We start from the raw sequence: 15178 nt of genomic DNA, 5'->3' as shown, positions 1-15178 counted from the left end.
GCGGCGCGGCGTCGGAGGGCGGACATAGGGTGAGCGCGTGAGCGTACGACGGGTCATGGGGATCGAGACGGAGTACGGCGTCCTGCAGCCGGGGAAGCCGATGGCGAACCCGATGCTCATGTCGAGCCAGGTCGTCACCACGTACCGGGCGCTCGCCGCGCGCAGCGACGGCGCCCGGGGCCGGGCGCGCTGGGACTACGACGACGAGGACCCGCTGCAGGACGCGCGGGGGTTCCACGTGCCGCGCGCGTCGGCGCACCCGTCCCTCCTCACGGACGACCCGTCGCGCCCCGCGCCGTCGGGGCCGGTCGACCGGACGGCGGAGGGCGGCGCCGCCGGGGCCTCCCTCCAGGAGGTCGCGCGGCCGACGACGGAGGAGTACGACGACCCGAGCGCGGCGAACGTCATCCTCACCAACGGCGCCCGGCTCTACGTCGACCACGCGCACCCCGAGTACTCCTCGCCCGAGGTCACGGTGCCGCACGACGTCGTGTGCTGGGACGTCGCGGGGGAGCGGGTCATGCTCGCCGCGTCGCGCGAGCTGGCCCAGGTGCCGGGCGGCGGCGTCGTGCTCTACAAGAACAACGTCGACGGCAAGGGCGCGAGCTACGGCACCCACGAGAACTTCCTCGTCGACCGCGAGGTGCCGTTCGGCGTCCTCGTGGAGATGCTCACGCCGTTCCTCGTGACCCGGCAGGTGTTCGCCGGCTCGGGGCGCGTGGGGCTCGGCCCGGCGGGGGAGGAGCACGGGTTCCAGATCTCCCAGCGCGCCGACTACGTCGAGGCGGAGGTCGGGCTGGAGACGACGCTGCGCCGCCCCATCGTCAACACGCGCGACGAGCCGCACGCGGACCGGCAGCGCTGGCGCCGGCTGCACCTCATCATCGGCGACGCGAACATGTTCGAGACCGCGACCTACCTCAAGACGGGCACGACGTCGCTCGTGCTCTTCGTCGTCGAGCACCTGGAGAAGCTCGGCCCGGACGTGCGCGCCCGCCTGGCCGAGCTGCGCCTCGCGGACCCGGTCGCGGACGTCCAGCGCGTGAGCCGTGACCTCGAGCTGACGCGTCGCCTCGCCCTCGCCGACGGGCGCGAGCTGACGGCGCTCGAGGTCCAGCGCGAGTACCTGGAGGTCGCCGCCGACGCGGCGGAGCGCCTCGCGGGACCGGACGGGGTCGACGCCCCGACGCGCGACGTGCTCGCGCGGTGGCGCTCGGTGCTCGACCGCCTGGCGACCGACCGCGACGCGTGCGGGCGCGACGTCGAGTGGGTCGCGAAGCTCCGGCTCCTCGACCGCCTGCGCGAGCGCGACGGCCTCGACTGGGGCCACTCGCGCCTCGCGGCGATGGACCTCCAGTGGTCCGACGTGCGGCCCGAGCGCGGCATCTACCACCGCCTCCTCGCCGCCGACGCCGTGGACCGCGTGGTCACCGAGCGCGAGGTCGGCGCGGCGGTGCACCACGCGCCCGAGGACACGCGCGCGTTCTTCCGCGGCGAGGTCATGGCGCGCTACGGCGACGAGGTCTCCGCGGCGAGCTGGGACTCGGTGATCTTCGACGTGCCGGGCGCGCCGTCGCTCCAGCGCGTCCCGATGATGGACCCGCTGCGCGGGACGCGCGCCCACATCGGGGCGCTGCTCGACGCGAGCCCGGACGCCGCCGCGCTGCTGGCGGGTCTGGCAGGCCCGTCGTGACCGGCGGCGACTAGGCTGGACGCACGACGGCGCCCGCCCTCCGTGGGAGGGGCGCCGCGTGCGAGCAGGGCCGGGAAGGGCGCGAGCCCGGACGGGGTTGGAACGGACAGAGCGTCGGCGCGAGGCCGGCCGACGGACGAGGAGGCAGCCATGGCGGGTACCGAACGCACGCACGCGTCGCACGAGGACCGGCGTCCCGACGACGAGCCCGAGGCCCCGGCGACCCCGGTCGCGCCGCAGGCGCAGTCGCGCGACGCCGAGGTGGACGCGCTCCTCGAGGAGATCGACGAGGTCCTGGAGACGAACGCGGAGTCCTTCGTCCGGGGCTTCGTGCAGAAGGGCGGCGAGTAGGAAGGGTGACGGCAACCCGATGAGCACGGACCAGCCCGGGCGCCTGCCCGACGCGTTCACGACCCCCGGGTCGTCGTCCTTCCTGGACTTCCTCTCCGGGCACGCCCCCGACCTGCTGCCGTCGCACCGCGCGGCCGGGCACGCGGCGTCCGGCACGGTGCCCGACGCTCCGCACGCCACGACGATCGTGGCGCTGACGTTCGGCGCCGAGGGCGTGGGCGCGGGCGTCGTGATGGCGGGGGACCGCCGGGCGACGATGGGCTCGATGATCGCGAACCGGGAGATCGAGAAGGTCTTCCCGGCCGACGAGTACTCGGCCGTGGGCATCGCCGGGACGGCGGGGATCGCCGTCGAGCTCGTGCGCCTGTTCCAGCTCGAGCTCGAGCACTACGAGAAGATCGAGGGCGCGCTGCTCTCGCTCGACGGCAAGGCGAACCGCCTGTCGACGATGATCCGGCAGAACCTCGGCCTCGCCATGCAGGGCCTCGCGGTCGTGCCGCTCTTCGCCGGGTTCGACCTCGACCGCGGTGCCGGCCGGATCTTCTCGTACGACGTCACGGGCGGGCGGTACGAGGAGCGGGCGTACCACTCGGTGGGGTCGGGCTCGGTCTTCGCGCGCGGCTCCCTGAAGAAGCTGTGGCGCACCGGTCTCGACCGGACGGCCTCCGTGCGCGTCGCGGTCGAGGCGCTCTACGACGCGGCGGACGACGACTCGGCCACCGGCGGCCCGGACCCGGTCCGCCGCATCTGGCCGGTGGTCGCGGTCGTCACGGCCGACGGCTACGAGCGCGTGCCGGACGACGAGCTCGCGGCGGTCGTCGAGCAGATCGTGGCGGAGCGCTCCGGGGCGGGCGTGGAGCGTGGCCGTCCCCCGGTGACGAACGCCGAGGCCGTCCCGCACGACCGCCCGCAGGACGGCCCGACCGGAGGTGACGACGCGTGAACATGCCTTTCTACGTCTCGCCCGAGCAGCTGATGAAGGACCGGGCGGACTTCGCGCGCAAGGGCATCGCGCGCGGCCGGTCGGTCGTGGTCCTCGCCTACGAGGACGGCATCGCGTTCGCGACGGAGAACCCGTCGCGCGCGCTGCACAAGATCTCGGAGATCTACGACCGCATCGCGTTCGCCGCGGTGGGCAAGTACAACGAGTTCGAGAACCTGCGCGTCGCCGGGGTGCGGTACGCGGACCTGCGCGGCTACTCCTACGACCGCACGGACGTCAACGCGCGCGGTCTCGCGAACGCGTACGCCCAGACGCTCGGCACGGTGTTCACCACGGAGTCGAAGCCGCTCGAGGTCGAGCTCGTCGTCGCGGAGGTCGGTCGCACGGCGGAGCAGGACCAGCTCTACCGCATCTCCTACGACGGCTCCGTCGCCGACGAGCAGGGCGTGGTCGTCATGGGCGGCCAGGCCGACCAGCTCGGTCGCGTGCTCCAGGACGCGTGGCGGCCCGGTCTCGGGCTCGCCGAGGTGCTGCGCCTGGCGGTGCACGCGCTCGCGTCCGGCGGCGAGGGGGACGACGCCCGCACCATCCCGGCCGCGCAGCTCGAGGTGGCCGTCCTGGACCGCACCCGGCCCCGGCGCGCGTTCCGCCGTCTCACGGGCTCCGTCCTCGAGGGCCTCCTCGCGGACGACGACGCGGCGTCCACCACCGACGGGACCGCCGAGGGCGCGCCCGACGACACGACGGGCGCCGGCCCGACGGACGAGGGGTAGCGCCGCATGGACCGCAGGATCTTCGGGCTGGAGACCGAGTACGGCGTGACGTGCGCGTCCGACGACGGGCGCGGGCTCTCGGCGGACGAGGTCGCGCGGTACCTGTTCCGCAAGGTGGTCGCCTGGGGCCGGTCGTCGAACGTGTTCCTGCGCAACGGCTCGCGGCTGTACCTGGACGTCGGCTCGCACCCCGAGTACGCGACGGCGGAGTGCGACGACGTCCGTCAGCTCGTCGCGTACGACCGTGGCGGCGAGCGGATCCTCGAGGGCCTCGTGGCGGACGCGCAGCAGCGGCTCGAGCACGAGGGACTGCCCGGCCGGATCCACCTGTTCAAGAACAACACCGACTCGGCGGGCAACTCGTACGGCTGCCACGAGAACTACCTCGTGCGACGCCAGGGCGACTTCGCGCGCCTCTCGGACGTCCTCGTGCCGTTCCTCATCACGCGCCAGGTGCTCACGGGCGCCGGCAAGGTCCTCGCGACGCCGCGCGGCGCCGTGTACTGCCTGTCCCAGCGCGCCGACCACATCTGGGAGGCGGTGTCGAGCGCGACGACCAGGTCGCGCCCGATCATCAACACGCGCGACGAGCCGCACGCCGACGCCGAGAGCTATCGGCGCCTGCACGTCATCGTCGGCGACTCCTCGATGGCGGAGACGACGACCATGCTCAAGGTCGGCTCGACCGACCTCATCCTGCGCATGGTCGAGGCGGGGGTCCCCATGCGGGACCTGGCGCTCGAGAACCCCATCCGGTCGATCCGCGAGATCAGCCACGACATGACGGGCAAGCAGCCCGTCCAGCTCGCGAGCGGCCGGACGGTCACCGCGATCGACCTCCAGGGCGAGTACCTCCAGCGCGTGCGCGAGTTCGTCGAGCAGGACGTCGCGCCGACGCCCGTCGTCAAGCAGGTGCTCGACCTGTGGGAGCGCGGGCTGCGCGCCCTCGAGACGGGCGACCTCTCGCTCGTCGACCGCGAGCTGGACTGGGTCATCAAGTACCGCCTGATCCAGCGTTACCAGGCGAAGCACGGTCTCGAGCTCGACGACCCGCGGATCGCGCGCCTCGACCTCGCCTACCACGACATCTCGCGCACCGAGGGGCTGTACAACCTGCTCGCGGCGCGCGGCATGGTCGAGCGCGTCACCACCGACCTCGAGGTGTTCGAGTCGACGGCCGTGCCGCCGCAGACCACGCGCGCCAAGCTGCGCGGCGACTTCGTGCGCGCCGCGCAGGAGGCCCGCCGCGACTACACGGTGGACTGGGTGCACCTCAAGCTCAACGACCAGGCGCAGCGCACCGTGCTGTGCAAGGACCCGTTCCGGAACGTCGACGAGCGCGTGGAGCGCCTCATCGAGTCGATGTGATGCAGGACGTGATGTGACGAACCTGGCCCTCGCGGCCGGGCGCCCTCGGGGCGTCCGGCGCGCTCGTCGTGCGCCCGCGTCCCGGGCCGCGCTCGTGCTGCTCGTGGCGCTCCTCGCGGCGCTCGTGCTCGGTGCGTGCACGGAGCCGGAGGACGCGACGGAGACGCCGCTCAACACCGACCTCACGGTCGCCGGCTCGTCCGGCGCCCCGCCCGCGCTGGAGTACCGCGCGCCGCTCGACGTGCCGGACGCGCGGTCGGAGGTCGTGTGGCCGGGCGCCGGGGCGGAGCTCGTCGACGGCGGCCCGCTGCTGCTCAACCTCTACGCGGAGGACCTGCGCGACGGCACCGTCCTGCAGAACACGTACACGGACGCGCCGCGCTGGCGCACGCTGACCGACGAGTCCGTCGGCCGCGAGCTGCGCGACCTCCTGCGCGGGCAGCGCGTGGGAGCGCGCCTGCTGCGCCTCGAGGTGGACGACGGCGTCCCCGTCGCCCTCGTCGTCGACGTCCTGCCGACGCGCGCGTCCGGGGAGCCGGTCGAGCCGGTCGAGGGCCTGCCCACGGTGACGCTCGACGAGCAGGGCGCACCGAGCGTGACCGTCCCGTCGGAGGCCGCGGCGCCCGCGGGCCTCGTGGTGCAGCCGCTCGTCCGCGGCGACGGGCGCCAGGTCGAGGTCGGTCAGGTGGTCACCGTCCGGTACTCGGGCGTGCGCTGGTCCGACGGCGAGGTCTTCGACTCGACGTGGACGGACGGCGCGGCGCCCCTGTCGGTGATGATCGGTATCGGCGAGGTCATCGAGGGGTGGGAGCAAGGGCTCCTCGAGCAGTCGGTGGGGAGCCAGGTGCTCCTCGTCGTGCCGCCCGACCTGGCCTACGGCGCCACCGCCAACCCGCTGGCCGGCGAGACGCTCGTCTACGTCGTCGACATCCTCGACGCCCAGTTCCCCGTGACCGAGGAGAGCGCGGGCGACACCGGCACGGCCGACGACACAGCCGGCACCGATACCGGCACCGACACGACCGGCACGACCGGCACCGACACGACCGGCGGAGCGCCGGCCGACCGAGGAGACTCCCCATGACCGTCGCGATCCGCGTGATCCCGTGCCTCGACGTCGACGCGGGACGCGTCGTCAAGGGCGTGAACTTCGAGAACCTGCGCGACGCGGGCGACCCCGTCGAGCTCGCCGCGCGCTACGACACCGAGGGCGCCGACGAGCTGACGTTCCTCGACGTCTCCGCGTCCTCCGGCAACCGGGAGACGACGTACGACGTCGTGCGGCGGACCGCCGAGCAGGTCTTCGTCCCGCTCACGGTCGGCGGCGGGGTCCGCTCGGCGGACGACGTGGACCGTCTCCTGCGCGCGGGCGCGGACAAGGTCGGCGTGAACACGGCGGCGATCGCCCGCCCGGAGCTCATCGCGGAGATCGCGGACCGCTTCGGCAGCCAGGTGCTCGTGCTCTCGGTGGACGCCCGCCGCACGACCGGCGACGTGCGGACGGAGTCCGGCTACGAGGTGACGACCCACGGCGGGCGTCGCGGCACGGGGATCGACGCCGTGGAGTGGGCGTCGCGCGCCGCGGGGCTGGGCGCGGGCGAGATCCTGCTCAACTCGATGGACGCGGACGGCACGACGGCCGGGTTCGACCTCGAGATGCTCGCCGCGGTGCGCTCCGAGGTGCGCGTGCCGCTGATCGCGAGCGGCGGGGCGGGGACGCCCGAGCACTTCGTGGCGGCGGCGCGCGCCGGGGCTGACGCGGTGCTCGCCGCGAGCGTCTTTCACTTCGGCGCCCTCACCGTCGGTCAGGTGAAGGACGCGATGCGGGCCGAGGGCGTGCAGGTGCGCTGACCGGCGCGGACGCCCGGCGGCGGTGTCGGGAGCCCGTGAGAGGATCGGGCCACCCCCTGAACGAAAGACGAGGACCGTCCCGTGCCCGGCAGCAGGACGCGCCCCACCGGCGCCGACGCCCCGCCCGCCCCGACCGACCCGCCGGCCACCGCCGCCCGGCACGACCGCCCCCGCGACCGGCTCCCTGCCGAGCCGTCGGTCCGGCGACCGCACGCGCTCACCGGTTCCCGCGTCCGCCGCTCGCTCGCGCTCATGGGGCGCGGCATCCGCGACGAGCCCCGCACGTACGTGCTGGCGATCGGGTCCTCCGCGCTCTTCGGCGCGCTGACCGTCGCCGTGAGCGGCGCGGTCGGCCGGGTCACCGACGAGGTCGTGGTGCCCGCGCTCGCGGGCGACGAGGCCGCGCGCGGCCGCATCTGGGTCGCGGGCCTCGTGCTCGCCGGGATCGCGCTCTCGCTCGCGGTGAGCGTCGCCGCGCGGCGCATCTTCGCGGGCAACGGGTACGCCGCGCTGCAGGCGCGCCACCGCACCGCGGTGACCCGCCAGTACCTGCGCCTGCCGATGTCGTGGCACCGCTCGCACCCGGCCGGGCAGCTCCTGTCGAACGCGAACTCCGACGTCGAGGCCGCGACGGGCGTCTTCAACCCGCTGCCGTTCGCGCTGGGCGTCGTCGTCATGATCGGCGTCGCCGCCGTGATGCTCTTCCGGGTGGACGTCTGGCTCGCGTGCGCGGCGCTCGTGGTCATCCCGGTCGCCGTCGCCGTGAACATCGTGTTCCAGCGCTACATGTCGCCCGCCATCACGCGGGCGCAGCAGCTGCGCGCCGAGGTGTCCGACGTCGCGCACGAGAGCTTCGAGGCCGCGCTCCTCGTCACGTCGCTCGGCACCGCGGACCGCGAGGAGCGCCGCTTCGCCGAGCGCACCGACGAGCTGCGCGCCGCGAACGTGCGGGTCGGCGTCGTGCGCGCGTTCTTCGACCCCGTCATCGAGCTCCTGCCGTCGCTCGGCACGCTCCTCGTGCTGGGCGTCGGGACCGTGCGCCTCACCGCGGGCGACGTCGCGCCCGGCGACATCATCACCGCCGCGTACCTCCTGACCGTGATGGCCGTGCCGGTCCGCGCGTTCGGCTGGGTCCTCGGCGAGCTCCCGCGCGCGCTCGTCGGGTACGAGCGCATCAGCCGCGTCGTCGACGCGGGCGGCGTGCTGCGTCCCGGGACCACGGCCCTGACCGGGTCCGGTGCCGGGGTGGGCGTGCGGCTCGAGGGCGTCGGTGTCGACGTCCGGGCGGGCGGCCGCGAGCTCACGCTGCTCGACGGCGTGGACCTCACCGTGGCGCCGGGGACGACGGTCGCCGTCGTGGGCCCGACGGGCGCCGGCAAGACGACGCTCGTCTCGCTCCTCGCGCGGCTCTCGGACCCGACGCGCGGGCGCGTGCTCCTCGACGGCACCGACGTGCGCGACGTGCGCGAGGCGGACCTCACGACGCAGGTCGCCCTCGTCGCGCAGCAGGCGTTCGTGTTCGAGGACACCGTGCGCGCGAACGTCACGCTCGTCGACGACGGCGATCCCGGCCCGGACGACGCGGAGGTCTGGGCGGCCCTGCGGCTCGCGCGCGTGGACGACGTCGTCGAGCGGCTCCCGGAGGGCCTCGACGCCCCGCTCGGGGAGCGGGGGGCCAACCTGTCCGGCGGCCAGCGCCAGCGTCTCGCGATCGCGCGCGCGCTCGTCCGGCGTCCGCGCCTGCTCGTCCTCGACGACGCGACCTCGGCCGTCGACCCACGGGTCGAGCAGGAGATCCTCGCGGGCGTCGCGCGGGGCGGCGACGACCGCCCGACGGTCGTCATGGTCGCCTACCGCATGTCGAGCGTCGCGCTCGCGGACGTCGTCGTGCACGTGGAGTCGGGGCGGGTGGTGGACGTCGGGACGCACGACGAGCTGCTCGCCCGCGATCCCGGGTACCGCGAGCTCGCGACCGCGTACGCGCGCGAGGCGGAGCGCCGGGAGAACGAGCGCGCCGACGCGACGGACGACTCCGTGCGCGAGGCGGGCGAGGACGACCAGGTCCGCGACGGTCGCCGGGACGACGACCTCGCGCGCCAGGAGGAGACGGAGGAGGACGACGTCGTGCGGCACGTCGAGACGGGGGCGCTGGAGGAATGACCCGGACCACGACCGAACGACCCGGGCGGTCGACCCGCCGGGGCACGGGCCTCGCCGTCGACGGCGGTGCCGCCGACGGCCGCACCGGCGACGCGCGGATCGCCTCGGCGAGCTCCCTGGGCGTCCTCGCGACGCTGCGTCGCGGCGTGCAGGTCTCGCCGCAGATCCTGGCCGGCATCTGGGTCACGCTCGGCCTCGCCGTCGCCGCCGCGCTCGGCCGGGTCGTCGTGCCCGTGACCGTGCAGCAGACCATCGACACGGGCGTGCTCGCCGACGGCGGTCCGGACACGACGCGCGTCGCGGTGCTCGTGGGCGTCGCCGCCGGGGTCCTCGTCCTCGCCGGGCTGTGCTCGGCCCTCGTCAACGTGCGCCTGTTCCGGTCGACCGAGGCGGGCCTCGCCGCGCTGCGCGTGCGCGCCTTCCGGCACGTGCACGACCTGTCGGTGCTCACCCAGAACTCCGAGCGGCGCGGGTCGCTCGTCTCGCGCGTCACGAGCGACGTCGACACGATCTCGCTGTTCGTGCAGTGGGGCGGGATCATGCTGCTCGTCTCGGTGCTGCAGATCGGCGTCGCGACGGCGCTCATGGCGGTGTACTCGTGGCAGCTCACGCTCGTGGTGTGGGCGTGCTTCGTGCCGCTGTTCCTCGTCCTGCGGCCCGCGCAGTCGCGGGTCAACGACGCGTACACCCAGGTCCGCGCGCGGGTCGGCGCGATGCTCGGCGCGATCTCGGAGTCCGTCGTCGGCGCGGAGACCATCCGCGCGTACGGCGCCGGGGCCCGGACGGCCCGCCGCATCGACGCCGCGGTCGACGCGACGCGGCGCGCGATGGTCCGGGCGCAGAAGCTCGTCGCCGTCGTGTTCTCGAGCGGCGTGCTCGTGGCGAACCTGGTGCTCGCGGTCGTCGTGGTCGTCGGGTCGCTGCTCGGCGTGGCGGGCGACATCTCGGTGGGCCAGCTCCTCGCCTTCCTCTTCCTCGTCCAGCTCTTCACCGGCCCCGTCCAGATGGCGACGGAGATCCTCAACGAGCTGCAGAACGCCGTGGCGGGCTGGCGCCGCGTCCTCGCGGTCCTGGAGACGCCGGTCGAGGTCGTCGACAAGGGCCCCGACGGCGTGCGCAGCCCGCGCGGCCCGGCCCACGTTCGCCTCGAGGGCGTCCGGTTCGCCTACCCCGACGGGCCCGAGGTGCTCCACGGCGTCGACCTCGACCTCCCGGCGCGTGCCTCGGTCGCCGTCGTCGGCGCGACCGGCTCGGGCAAGACGACGATCGCGAAGCTCGTCACGCGGCTCATGGACCCGACGGGCGGGCGCGTGCTCCTGGACGGCACGGACCTGCGCGACCTGTCCGTGGCGTCCCTGCGCGAGCGGGTCGTGCTCGTGCCCCAGGAGGGCTTCCTGTTCGACGGGACGCTCGCCGACAACGTCGCCTACGGGCTCCGGGGCGCCGCCGAGGAGGAGCCGGCCGCCGCGCGTCGTGCTCGGATCGAGGCGGCGGTCGAGCGGCTCGGCCTCAACGACTGGGTCGCGGACCTGCCGGACGGGCTCGACTCCTCGGTCGGCCAGCGGGGCGAGTCCCTCTCCGCGGGCGAGCGACAGCTCGTCGCGCTCGTCCGGGCGTACCTCGCGGAGGCGGACCTGCTCGTCCTGGACGAGGCGACGTCCGCCGTCGACCCGGCGACCGAGGTCCGGATCGCGCGGGCGCTCGCGTCGCTCACCGCGGGCCGGTCGACGCTGACGATCGCGCACCGCCTCTCCACGGCCGAGGCGGCCGACCTCGTCGTCGTCGTCGACGCCGGGCACGTCGTGGAGGTGGGCCACCACGACGACCTCGCCCGCGCGGGCGGCGTCTACGCCCGCATGCACGACGCCTGGGTCTCCCAGACCCGCTGACCTGCCCGGTCGGGCGACCGACGTCACGCCGGGTTGGGCGAGACGGGGGACCGGCGGCGGCCCGGCGTCTGGCAGGATTCTCGGGTGCCCGACTCCACGACCGGCCCGCAGACCACGGCCCCGTCCGCGCTCGACCCCGAGGTCGCCGCGCGGCTCAAGCGCGACGACGCCGGACTGGTCGCCGCGATCGTCCAGCAGCACGACACCGGTGAGGTGCTCATGCTCGGCTGGATGGACGACGAGGCGCTCCACCGCACCCTGACGACCGGCCGGGTGACGTTCTGGAGCCGGTCGCGCCAGGAGTACTGGCGCAAGGGCGACACGTCGGGCCACGTCCAGGTGGTGCGCTCGGTTGCGCTCGACTGCGACGGCGACGCGCTCCTCGTGCGCGTGCACCAGGTCGGCGCCGCGTGCCACACGGGCACGCGCACGTGCTTCGAGGCCGGGGGAGACCTGGGCGCCGTCGTCGGCGAGCTGCCGTCCGCGCCCGGTGCCCCGGACGCCGGGGCCGCGCCCGCCGTCGGACCGGACCCCGAGGAGGAGAACCAGTGAGCACGACCGTCGACCCGGCCGGCACCACCACCGTCCCTGCGGGCGGTCCCGCGTGGGGCACGACGTGGCCCGTGCTCGACGGCTTCCGCGCGCTCGCCCGCTCCCGCCGGGTCGTCCCGGTCGTGCGGCGCCTCCTGGCCGACGACGTCACGCCCGTCGGGCTCTACCGCACCCTCGCGCAGGGTCGGCCCGGCACCTTCGTGCTGGAGTCCGCGGAGTCGGACGGGCGCTGGGCCCGGTACTCGTTCGTCGGCGTCGCGTCCCGCGCGACCCTCACGGCGCGCGACGGCCGGGCGGTCTGGTCGGGCGACGTGCCCGCGGGCGTCCCGCGCGAGGGCGACGTGGTCGACGTGCTGGAGGCGACGCTCGACGTGCTGCGCACGCCCGCGGTCGACGGCCTCCCGCCGCTCACGGGCGGGCTCGCCGGGGCGATCGGGTGGGACGTCATCCGGCACTGGGAGCCGACGCTGCCGGCGCACGCGCCCGACGAGCTGGGCGTCCCGGAGCTCACGCTGTGCCTCGCGACGGACCTCGCGGTCGTCGACCACGCGGAGGGCAGCGTGTGGCTCGTGGCGAACGCGATCAACTTCGACGACACGGACGAGCGGGTCGACGAGGCGTACGCCGACGCCGTGCGGCGCCTGGACGCGATGCAGGCACGCCTCGTCGCGGGCGGTGCGCACGTCGTGTCCGTCGTGGCCGCGGACGCCGTCGAGCCGGAGCTCGAGTTCCGCTCGACGCGCGACGAGTTCGAGGCGTCCGTCGTGGCGGGCAAGGACGCGATCCGCGAGGGCGAGGTCTTCCAGGTCGTCCTCTCGCAGCGCCTGGACCTCGACTGCCCGGCGGACCCGCTGGACGTCTACCGGGCGCTGCGCACGATCAACCCGAGCCCGTACATGTACTACTTCCAGCTCACGGACGCGGACGGGCGCGACTTCGCGGTCGTCGGGTCGAGCCCGGAGACGCTGGTCAAGGTCGAGGACGGGCGGGTCACGACGTTCCCCATCGCGGGCTCGCGGCCGCGCGGCGCGACGCCCGAGGAGGACGTCGCGCTCGGGGAGGAGCTGCGCGAGGACCCCAAGGAGCTCGCGGAGCACATCATGCTCGTCGACCTCTCGCGCAACGACCTCGTCAAGGTCTGCGAGCCGACGTCGGTCGAGGTCGTGGAGTTCATGGCGACCAAGCGGTTCAGCCACATCATGCACCTGTGCTCGACGGTCGTCGGCACGCTGCGCGACGGCGCGACGGCGCTCGACGCCTTCCGGGCCACGTTCCCCGCGGGGACGCTCTCGGGCGCGCCCAAGCCGCGCGCGATCGCCCTCATCGACGAGCTCGAGCCCGCCTCGCGCGGGATTTACGGTGGGACGGCCGGGTACTTCGACTTCGACGGGAACATGGACATGGCGATCGCCATCCGCACGGCGCTGATCCGCGACGGGCGCGCGAGCGTCCAGGCCGGGGGCGGGATCGTCGCCGACTCCGTGCCGGCGCTCGAGTACGCGGAGTCGCGCAACAAGGCGGCCGCGGCGGTCCGCGCCGTGCAGGTCGCGGCGCGGCTGCGGGGGCTCGCATGAGCCGACCGGGCGGCCCGGCCCGCCGCACGGCCATCTGGGTCCTGCTGCTCCTCGGGGGCGCGACCCTCGCGGCGGCCGTGCCCACGTGGCTGCGCACGACGGGGGCCACCGCGCTCGACCCGCAGGTCGACGTCGCGGTGGCCGGCACGTCGGCCGCACCCGGCGTGAGCGCGGCCGCGCTCGTGCTCGTCGCGGCCGCGCTCGCGCTCGGCCTCGTCGGACGTGTCGGCCGGTGGGTCGTCCTGGCGGTCGCGGCGGCGAGCGGCGTCGTCGCGACGGTGTCGGCGCTGAGCGTCGCGATCGACCCGGAGCCGACCGCCCGGTCGGCGGTGGCCGAGGCGACGGGCGTGACGGAGCTGACCGCACCGGTCGAGCTCACCGCGGCGCCCTGGGTGGCGGCCGTGCTCGGCGTGCTCACCGTGCTCGTGGTGGTGTGGGTGGCGCTCGGCGCGCGGTCGTGGGCGAGCGCCTCGACGCGGCACGAGCGGGCCGGGGCGGTCCCCGCGACGGCAGCCGGCACGCCCGCGGACGGGACGCCTGAGGTCGCGGGCGCGGCGGGCCCCGCCGACGCCGCGGACGTCTCCGACCACGACGCGTGGGACGCGCTGTCCCGCGGCGAGGACCCCACGGACCGCTGAGCAGCGCGGACGTGTCCCACGCGACGTCCGCCGACGTCCCGCGACGGGACGGGCCCCGGCCCGGTCCGATAGGCTCTGACCACATCTTGACGAAAGGCACGACCCTCATGGCCGAGAACCAGCAGACCACCGAGATCGCCTACCTGCCGCCCGCGGCACCGCCCACGAACCACGGCCACACCGTCGCCGCGTGGTTCACCATGATCGGCATCATGGTCGGCGCCCTCGTGGCCGCGATCGGTGTCGTGGTCGCCGCCGTCTGGCTGTTCTGGGTCGGCATGGGCGTCGTGGCCGTGGCGCTCGTCGGCGGCCTCGTGCTCCGCAACATGGGCTACGGGCAGAAGAAGCAGGACGCGCGGTGACGCAGCCGCCGGAACCGGGCCCGCACGACGCCACGCCCCCGCAGGACGGGTCGCAGGCGCCGTACGGCTCGTCGGTGCCCGGCGGCGCGCAGCACCCCGGCCCGCAGGGTCCTGACCAGGGCTACCCCGGTCAGCAGCAGCCCGGCCAGCCGTACCCGGGCCAGCAGCAGCCCGGCCAGCCGTACCCGGGCCAGCAGCAGCACCCGGCGCAGGCGTACCCGGGCCAGCAGTACCCCGGTCTGCAGTACCCGGCCGGCGCGTACGCGCCGCCGCCGTACTACCCGAAGAACAACCTCGCGATCTGGTCGCTCGTCCTGGGCATCGCCGCGTTCGTGCTCAGCTGCGGCTTCTTCACGGGCATCCCCGCGGTCATCGTGGGCAACGCGGCGAAGCGTGCCGTCGCGGAGGGCCAGGCGGACAACGACGGCATGGCGACGGCGGGGATCATCCTCGGCTGGGTCGCGATCGGCCTGTCCGCGATCGGTCTGCTGCTCCTGCTGGTGTTCTTCCCCGCCGTCCTCGCCTGGGTCGGCACGATCCCCGACCAGTACTGACGGGGCGGTCACGTGACGTCCGAGGCGGTGCGCCGACGGCGGGTGCCGCGCGAGGCCGTGGCGCCCCTCGCCGTCGGTGCGCTCGTCGCCGCCGCGACGGCGTACGTGGGCGCCGTCGACCCGAACCGCCCGGGCCACTACGTCACGTGCCCGCTGCTCGCCCTGACGGGCCTGGCGTGCCCCGGGTGCGGCGGCCTGCGGGCCACGCACGACCTCGTGCACCTCGACCTCGCCGCGGCCTGGTCCATGAACCCGCTGTGGGTCGTCGTCGCGCCGCTGCTCGTCGTGCTGTGGGGCCTGTGGCTCGTCCGTGCCTGGCGCGGCCGTCCCGCGCCGCGCGTGCCCGCGGGGGTGGCGTGGACGTCGCTCGCCGTGCTCGTGCTCTTCGGGGTGCTGCGCAACGTGCCCGCCCTGGTCCCGTGGCTCGGCCCGGTGGCTGCCTGAGCCGGCGGCCGTGACCGCGACCGGCC

General features: G+C 74.9%; 15 protein-coding genes. All 15 read left to right on the top strand.

Annotated elements, in window-relative coordinates:
* Positions 1-55: 55 nt before the first annotated feature.
* The 15 genes from dop to HKK73_RS10270 all read left to right on the top strand — a co-directional run bounded on the left by dop (position 56) and on the right by HKK73_RS10270 (position 15152).
* Positions 56-1693, top strand: a complete 1638-nt coding sequence (dop, locus tag HKK73_RS10340; RefSeq protein ID WP_171468739.1) for a depupylase/deamidase Dop — start codon at positions 56-58, stop codon at positions 1691-1693.
* A gap of 150 nt (positions 1694-1843) precedes the next feature.
* Positions 1844-2044, top strand: coding sequence for a ubiquitin-like protein Pup (locus tag HKK73_RS10335; protein ID WP_021479766.1), 201 nt, complete (start codon positions 1844-1846; stop codon positions 2042-2044).
* 19 nt (positions 2045-2063) lie between these two features.
* Positions 2064-2987 carry a proteasome subunit beta gene (gene prcB / locus HKK73_RS10330; protein WP_171467939.1) on the top strand — a complete coding sequence of 308 codons (924 nt, stop codon included), beginning with the start codon at positions 2064-2066 and terminating at the stop codon, positions 2985-2987.
* On the top strand, positions 2984-3760 hold the full coding sequence (prcA, locus tag HKK73_RS10325) for a proteasome subunit alpha (RefSeq protein WP_171467938.1): 777 nt from the start codon (positions 2984-2986) through the stop codon (positions 3758-3760). Before prcB ends, prcA begins: the two co-directional genes overlap by 4 nt.
* A gap of 6 nt (positions 3761-3766) precedes the next feature.
* A complete protein-coding gene (gene pafA / locus HKK73_RS10320; RefSeq protein ID WP_021479769.1) occupies positions 3767-5128 on the top strand; it encodes a Pup--protein ligase in 1362 nt (453 codons plus the stop codon).
* Between the two features lie 13 nt (positions 5129-5141).
* Complete coding sequence (locus HKK73_RS10315) at positions 5142-6212, top strand: FKBP-type peptidyl-prolyl cis-trans isomerase (protein ID WP_253705613.1); 1071 nt, start codon at positions 5142-5144, stop codon at positions 6210-6212.
* Complete coding sequence (hisF, locus tag HKK73_RS10310; protein ID WP_043651192.1) at positions 6209-6979, top strand: imidazole glycerol phosphate synthase subunit HisF; 771 nt, start codon at positions 6209-6211, stop codon at positions 6977-6979. The genes HKK73_RS10315 and hisF overlap by 4 nt, the downstream gene beginning before the upstream one ends.
* A 252-nt stretch (positions 6980-7231) precedes the next feature.
* Positions 7232-9139, top strand: coding sequence for an ABC transporter ATP-binding protein (locus HKK73_RS10305; RefSeq protein WP_171468737.1), 1908 nt, complete (start codon positions 7232-7234; stop codon positions 9137-9139).
* Complete coding sequence (locus HKK73_RS10300) at positions 9136-11028, top strand: ABC transporter ATP-binding protein (RefSeq protein WP_171467937.1); 1893 nt, start codon at positions 9136-9138, stop codon at positions 11026-11028. Before HKK73_RS10305 ends, HKK73_RS10300 begins: the two co-directional genes overlap by 4 nt.
* A gap of 84 nt (positions 11029-11112) precedes the next feature.
* Positions 11113-11580 carry a phosphoribosyl-AMP cyclohydrolase gene (gene hisI, locus HKK73_RS10295; protein ID WP_051027462.1) on the top strand — a complete coding sequence of 156 codons (468 nt, stop codon included), beginning with the start codon at positions 11113-11115 and terminating at the stop codon, positions 11578-11580.
* Positions 11577-13154 (top strand): anthranilate synthase component I, encoded by a 1578-nt coding sequence (locus tag HKK73_RS10290; RefSeq protein ID WP_034650999.1) that lies wholly within the window; start codon positions 11577-11579, stop codon positions 13152-13154. Before hisI ends, HKK73_RS10290 begins: the two co-directional genes overlap by 4 nt.
* Positions 13151-13792, top strand: a complete 642-nt coding sequence (locus HKK73_RS10285; protein ID WP_051027460.1) for a Trp biosynthesis-associated membrane protein — start codon at positions 13151-13153, stop codon at positions 13790-13792. The genes HKK73_RS10290 and HKK73_RS10285 overlap by 4 nt, the downstream gene beginning before the upstream one ends.
* Positions 13793-13878: 86 nt before the next feature.
* Entirely contained in the window at positions 13879-14154 is a 276-nt protein-coding gene (locus HKK73_RS10280; RefSeq protein ID WP_228075274.1) for an HGxxPAAW family protein, read from the top strand.
* A complete protein-coding gene (locus HKK73_RS10275) occupies positions 14151-14708 on the top strand; it encodes a DUF4190 domain-containing protein (RefSeq protein WP_171467936.1) in 558 nt (185 codons plus the stop codon). The genes HKK73_RS10280 and HKK73_RS10275 overlap by 4 nt, the downstream gene beginning before the upstream one ends.
* 12 nt (positions 14709-14720) lie before the next feature.
* On the top strand, positions 14721-15152 hold the full coding sequence (locus HKK73_RS10270) for a DUF2752 domain-containing protein (RefSeq protein ID WP_051027455.1): 432 nt from the start codon (positions 14721-14723) through the stop codon (positions 15150-15152).
* The last annotated feature ends 26 nt before the right edge of the window (positions 15153-15178 follow it).

Source organism: Cellulosimicrobium sp. 72-3 (assembly GCF_013127315.1).
GTDB classification, from domain to species: domain Bacteria; phylum Actinomycetota; class Actinomycetes; order Actinomycetales; family Cellulomonadaceae; genus Cellulosimicrobium; species Cellulosimicrobium funkei.
The sequence above is the reverse complement of the archived record's forward strand: the minus strand, read 5'-3'. Positions and strand labels throughout refer to the sequence as shown.